Origin of the sequence: Mycobacterium sp. (assembly GCF_049280035.1) — a bacterium.
In the GTDB taxonomy this organism is placed as follows: Bacteria; Actinomycetota; Actinomycetes; order Mycobacteriales; family Mycobacteriaceae; genus Mycobacterium.
Map to the genome: position 1 here is coordinate 1 of NZ_JBAPPI010000715.1, position 6309 is coordinate 6309.

Sequence of the window (6309 nt, forward strand, 5' to 3'; positions counted from 1 at the left end):
CTGACCGACACGACGCCGTTGAGCACGCTGTTGACCGATGTGGGGCTGAGCGACACGACGCCGTTGAGCACGCTGTTGACCGATGTGGGGCTGAGCGACACGACGCCGTTGAGCACGCTGTTGACCGATGCGGGGCTGGGCAGCACGACCCTGGACGCGCTGCTGGGTGACTTCGGCCTCAGCCAAACAACGACGCTGACCAACCTGTTCACTGACCTCGGCTTTGGAACCGACACCGTGGACCAGCTGTTCTCCGCATTGTTGGCTTCCCTCTAAGCGCACAGGGTCAGCGCTGGCACGTTGGGCACCAGTAGGCGACCCGGTCGCCGGCGTTGTCCTTTTCGAGCGCGGTGCCGCAGCGACGGCACTCCTGCCCGGCGCGCCCGTACACCCAGAGCTGGCGGCCGGGTCGGGTGTCGCCGGTGGTACACCGGTTCCACCGTAACCGGTTGGCCCACAGCATTTCTCGCGCCCGCATGGCCAGCCGCTGCGGGTCGGGCAGCGAACCGACCGGCGCGCTGGGCAGCCGTCCGTTGACGAAACACAGTTCGTTGCAATAGACATTGCCGATCCCGGCCATCACCCGCTGGTCGAGCAGTGCCTCGGCGAGGGGCCGCTTGGGGTCGGTCATCAGGTTGGTGACCGCGACCCGCGGATCCCAGTCGGCGCCCAGCAAGTCCGGCCCCAGATGGGCCACCGCGTCCTCGTCGTCTTGCCGGTCGAGGATCTCCAGCACGCCGAGGTCAATCCCGACGGCACGAATTTCACCTGCTTCCAAGATAATTCGCACTCGGTGATCGGGCGGACGGGCGCTCACCCGCCAGCTGCCGTCCATCTTCAGATGCGAGTGGATACTGGCCGGCCCGACGCGAATGAACAGATGCTTGCCACGGCTGAGCACCTCCTCGACCACCTGACCGGTCAGGTCGACGGTTGCAAAGCGCGGCACCCGCACATCGCATCGCGTCAGTGTGCGACCGACGAGTGCCTTCCGCAGCGTTTCTGCGGTCTGAAAGACCGTGTCCCCCTCGGGCATACGCTATCGCAGCCGAAGCCCGCGCGGGGTCCGGGCGAACCCCGCGTCGGACAGCGCGCTCACAGCCGGCGCGGACACGTCGGGTCCCAGCACGGCGAGGCCGTTGATCCGCTCAACCAGAATCGAACTGACCCGCCCCGCCTTGACCAGCTCGGCCAACGCCGCGCCTGCCGCGCGGTTGACGTCAGGATCGTCGCTGAAGCTCAGCAGCGAGCGGCCGCCGCGCTCGACAAACCAGACCAGTTGGCCGTCGACCAGCACAACCAGCGCTCCGGCTTTGCGGCCCGGCCGGGCGCCGCCGTCTTCCTCCGATATGCGGGACGGCCAGGGCAGCGTGGCGCCGTACGGGTTGGCCGGGTCGGCAGCAGCCAGCACCACCGCCCGGTACTCGTGGAGCGTCGGGTCTTCGAAAGAGCCGGGCTCGTCGAGGTAGCCGCGCAACCGGTCGACCGTTGATGCCACTGCGAACTGGGCGCCGCCCAGCGACTCGACGAAATAGCCACGTTGGCATCGGCCAGCTTCTTCGAACGTGGTCAGCACCTTGTAGAGCATCGCGAATCCGCCCGGTACTGCTTCGGCCGCCACCGCGCCTCTGGTCAGCACGCCGTGGCGGTTCAGCAGCAGCTCGGCTAAGTGGTGTGCCCGCAGCGTCGAATCCGGTTCGGGCCCAGGCAGCGCTGACCAACGGCCCGCCACCGTGGGGTCGGTGGCGCGGGACTGGGCGTGCGCGACGCTGTAGCGGCTCAGCCGGGGCGGACGCGCTCCGCGACCCAGCCGGTGCGCAGGTGCGGACCGTCTGCGGCTGCCCGGACCAGCACCCAGCATCGCACGGACCGGCGCGAAGGTGTCACCGGTGACCGAGCCGGCCCAGATGAGTTCCCACAGTGCCGCTTTGAGTTCTTGCTCGCCGATACCCGTCTGCGCGAGTTGCCGGAAGAAAAAGGCCCCGCCGCCGGCCAGCGCGTCCAGGATCGCCTGGTGGGCCGCGGTCAGCTCGATCGTGGCGGGGGGAGTCAGGGTCAGCGGCGCCGTGTCAGCCGGATGAAAGGCGATCCAGCCGTCGCTGGCCGAGATCGATCCGCCGCCCGACCAGACAACCTCGCCGGAAGCCAGCAGTTCGTCGAGCATCGCGGGGGAGTAGTCGCGTACCCGAGGGGGCAGCACCAGCGATTCGACCGCCGAGGCGGGCAGCGGGACGCCCGCTAGCTGGTCGAGGACGGCCGCAAGTCCGTCAATGCCGGCGTTGGTGGCGGAGCCGACCTGATGCCAGCCCGGCAGGAACCGCGCGTAGGCGCTGGTGCTGACCGGCTCGACTTGCGCCCGCAGCGCCGCCAGCGATCTGCGGCGCAAGATCCGCAACACGTCGGCGTCACACCACTGGTCACCGGCCGCCTCGACAGAGAACTCGCCGCGGACCAGCCGCCCATCGGCGGCCAGCCGGCCCAGCACGTCGGCCGCTACCCGCAGCCCGAGCCCGAACCGGGCGGCGACGTCGGAGGTGGTGAACGGCGCGTGGGTGCGGGCATATCGGCCCAGCAGCTCACCCAACGGATCGCTGACCGCCTCGGTGAAGCCGGTTGGCACGCCGACCGGCACGGCCACTCCCACCCCGTCGCGCAGTCGGCCGATGTCCTCGATCGCGACCCACCAGCTCTGTCCGGCGAAAGAAACGGCCAACGCGCGTTTGGCGGCGCACAGTCCTTCCAACCAGCCGCCGACGTCGGCGCCGCCGGCTCGGGCGGCGACCTCTTCGGTGGTCAACGGGCCAAGCAGCCGCAGTAGATCAGCGGCTGCCTCGGCATCACGGGCTACCCGGTCGGCCGACAGATGCTGCAGTTGCCTGCCGGTGGCCGCGACGACTTCCGGGTCGAGCAGCTCGCGCAGCTCGACGCGGCCCAGCAGTTCGGCCAGCAGCGTGGCGTCCAGGGATAGCGCCGCAGCGCGGCGCTCGGCCAGCGGGCTGTCGCCCTCGTACATGAACGCGCCGACATAGCCGAACAGCAGCGACGCCGCGAACGGCGAGGGCGTGACGGTCTCGGTCTCCAGTACGCGTACCTTGCGCGCGGCGATGTCGGCCATCAGCCCGGCCAGCATCGGTACGTCGTAGACGTCCTGCAGGCATTCGCGGACCGCCTCCAGCACGATCGGGAAGTCCGGATATTTGCGGGCCACGTCGAGCAGCTGTGCGGCGCGCTGGCGTTGATGCCACAGCGGCGATCGGCGGCCGGGATGCCGCCGCGGCAGCAGCAGGGCACGCGCCGCACACTCCCGGAATCGGGAGGCGAACAGCGCCGAACCACCCACTTCTGCGGTGACGATTGGGTCGATCTCGTCGGCGTCGAAGACGAACAGTTCGGCGCCCGGTGGCTTGTCGGCAGGCCCGGACTCGGAGAAGGTGTCCGGCAACCGGACCACGATGCCGTCGTCCGAGGCGGTCGGCTTCTCATCTATGCCGTAGCGGTCGCGCAGTCGCCGGCTCACCGCGAGTGCGAGCGGGCCGTGTACGCGCAGACCATAGGGGGAGTGCAGGATCACCCGCCAGTCGCCCAGTTCGTCGCGGAACCGCTCGACCAGCAAGGTGGCGTCGGTGGGCACCACAGTGGTGGCGGCGCGCTGGTCATCCAGCAGCCGCCACAGGTTGTCGGTGGCGTAGTCATTGAAACCCAGTTCAGCACAACGTGTTTCGAACGAATCGCGAGCCAGACCGGCCAGCTCGCCGGTGAACTTGCCGACCGCCCGGCCCAACTCGGCGGGTCGCCCGGCATTGTCGCCGCGCCAGAACGGCAGCCGGGCAGGCTGACCGGGCGCCGGGATCACTAGAACGCGGTCGTGGGTGATCTCGGTGATCCGCCAGCTGGTGGCTCCTAACGAGATAACATCACCGGGGCGGGACTCGTAGACCATCTCCTCATCGAGTTCGCCTACACGAGAAGGTTTCTCGGAATCAGTAGCCAGGTAGACGGTGAACAGGCCGCGGTCCGGGATCGCGCCGCCCGAGGTGACCGCCAGCCGCTGCGCGCCCGGCCGTGCCGTCACGGTACCGGTATCCCGGTCGTAGACCAGCCGCGGCCGCAGCTCGGCGAACTCGGTTGACGGGTACTTGCCGGATAGCAGATCCAGCGTGGCCTCAAATGCGCTGTGCGGCAGCGTCGCGAACGGCGCGCTGCGTCGCACAATATCGAACCAGCGGTCGACGTCGAGCGGTTCGAGCGCCGCCGCGGCCACGGTGTGCTGGGCGAGAATGTCGAGTGGGTTGGTCGGCACCCGCATCGTCTCGATCTGACCGCTGAGCATGCGCTGCACGGTTACCGCGCAGCCGATCAGGTCGGTGCGGTGCTTGGGGAACAGCACCCCTTGCGAGATCTCGCCGACCTGGTGTCCGGCGCGCCCGATGCGCTGCAGGCCGCTGGCCACCGACGGCGGCGCCTCGACCTGGATTACCAGGTCGACGGCGCCCATGTCGATGCCCAGCTCCAAGCTCGAGGTCGCCACCACCGCCTTCAGCCGCCCGGATTTGAGCTCCTCTTCGACAATGGCACGCTGTTCCTTGCTCACCGAGCCGTGGTGGGCACGCGCCAGCACGGGCGGGGCGCCGTAAGTCTGGCCGCTGCCCAACAACTGGGCCGGGGCGCCGCCGCCGACCTTCGGGTTGGCGGCGGACGGGAGATCCACTCCTGAGCGTTCAGCGTGGATCTCGTTGAGCCGAGCGGTCAGTCGCTCGGCCAGCCGCCGTGAGTTGGCGAATACGATCGTCGAGTTGTGCGCTTCGACCAGGTCGACCAGACGTGCCTCCACATCGGGCCAAATGGTGTTGTCCGCGAGGTTAGCCATGTCCGGGACCGGCACCTGCACAGTCAGCTCGAAGGTCTTCGCCGCCGCCGGCGCCACGATGGTCGTGGGTGATGCGCCGGACAAAAACCGGGCAACCTCCTCGGGCGGGCGCACCGTCGCCGACAGGCCGATGCGCTGCGCGGGTGCCTGCAACATGTCGTCGAGCCGCTCCAACGACAGCGCCAGGTGAGCGCCCCGCTTGGTGCCGGCGATGGCGTGGATCTCGTCCACGATCACGGTTTCCACACCGGCCAGGGTCTCCCGGGCCGCCGAAGTCAGCATCAAGAACAGCGATTCGGGCGTGGTGATCAACACGTCCGGCGGTCGGGCGATGAGCTGGCGGCGCTGCGCGGGTGGGGTGTCGCCCGATCGCACGCCGACGGTGATCTCCGGCGGGGGTAGACCGCGTCGTTCGGCGACCCGGGTCATTCCCGCCAGCGGGGTGCGCAGGTTGCGCTCGACGTCGACGGCCAAGGCTTTCAGCGGCGACACGTACAGAACCCGGGTGCCGGGCGCGCGTTCGTCGCGCGGTGGACCGGCCGGGCCGGCGAGTCTGTCTATTGCCCACAGAAACGCCGCCAGTGTCTTACCCGACCCGGTCGGCGCGATGACCAGGGTGTTTTGGCCGTCGGCGATCGCCGCCCAGGCGTCGGACTGGGCCGCGGTCGGCGCGGCGAAGGTACCGGCGAACCAGTCGCGGGTGACGACACTGAACCGCGCGAGTGGATCAGCGGGCACGGTGCTCACCTAGCCCATGGTGCCAGCGGGCACTGACAAGGGGTCAAGTGTCGCCGCGCCGGCGTCAGCGCTGGTCGGGACCGACCGCCTTGGCCAGTTGTTCGGGAATCCCGTTGACCCGGATGATCGCGTCGAGTAGCGAGTGAGCGCAGGTTTCGCTCAGATGGCCTGCGTCGGTCGCGGGGTGGATGATCCGCTGCCGGCACACCTCGAAGGTCAGCGCCAGCCACCCGTGGATGACGATCCGCAGGTCGCGTTCCACGTCGGGCGCGAGCTCGGCACTCGGGCCGTCGACCTCCATGATGCGGTTCATGATGTGTTCCATCTGCCGATCCTTGGCCTCGTCGTCGATGCCGAGTAACACCGGATCGGAGCGGCCGAGGCCGACGTATGCGGCCCAGGCCGCGTGCGGGTGCTCCTGGTGGTACTGCATGTAGGCCAGGACGCCGTCCCGGGTTTCCTCAAACAGCGACTGGCCTGGTGACGGTAGGGCGTTGGTGGTCTCGAACAGCTGGTCTGCCTGTCCTTTGACGACGGCGGCGAAGAACGCCCGCTTGTCCGGGAAGTAGTGATACATCAACGCCCGGGACACACCGGCCCGCTCGGCGATCTCGTCGATTCGGACCTCGTCGTAGGGTCGTTGGCCGAAGACTTCCGCACCTAGTGCCAACAACTCGGCGCGGCGGTCGTCCGGAGATAACCGG

The 6309-nt window shown here is 68.9% G+C and carries 4 protein-coding genes; 1 reads left to right on the forward strand and 3 read right to left on the reverse strand.

The annotated features are described in order from the left end of the window. Nucleotides 1-276 (forward strand): hypothetical protein (locus tag WAN71_RS23080; RefSeq protein ID WP_422227555.1); only part of this gene is annotated, 276 nt, incomplete at its 5' end. A 10-nt stretch (nt 277-286) separates the two neighbouring features. Here the strand turns inward: WAN71_RS23080 and nei2 are convergent. From nei2 to WAN71_RS23095, 3 genes are all read right to left on the reverse strand, one after another. Then, entirely contained in the window at nt 287-1036 is a 750-nt protein-coding gene (gene nei2, locus WAN71_RS23085; protein WP_422227556.1) for an endonuclease VIII Nei2, read from the reverse strand. Between the two features lie 3 nt (nt 1037-1039). Next, a complete protein-coding gene (locus WAN71_RS23090; RefSeq protein ID WP_422227557.1) occupies nt 1040-5614 on the reverse strand; it encodes an ATP-dependent helicase in 4575 nt (1524 codons plus the stop codon). Between the two features lie 55 nt (nt 5615-5669). Further along, nucleotides 5670-6309, reverse strand: a 640-nt coding sequence (locus WAN71_RS23095; protein ID WP_422227558.1) for a TetR/AcrR family transcriptional regulator, incomplete at its 5' end; no start/stop codon positions are given.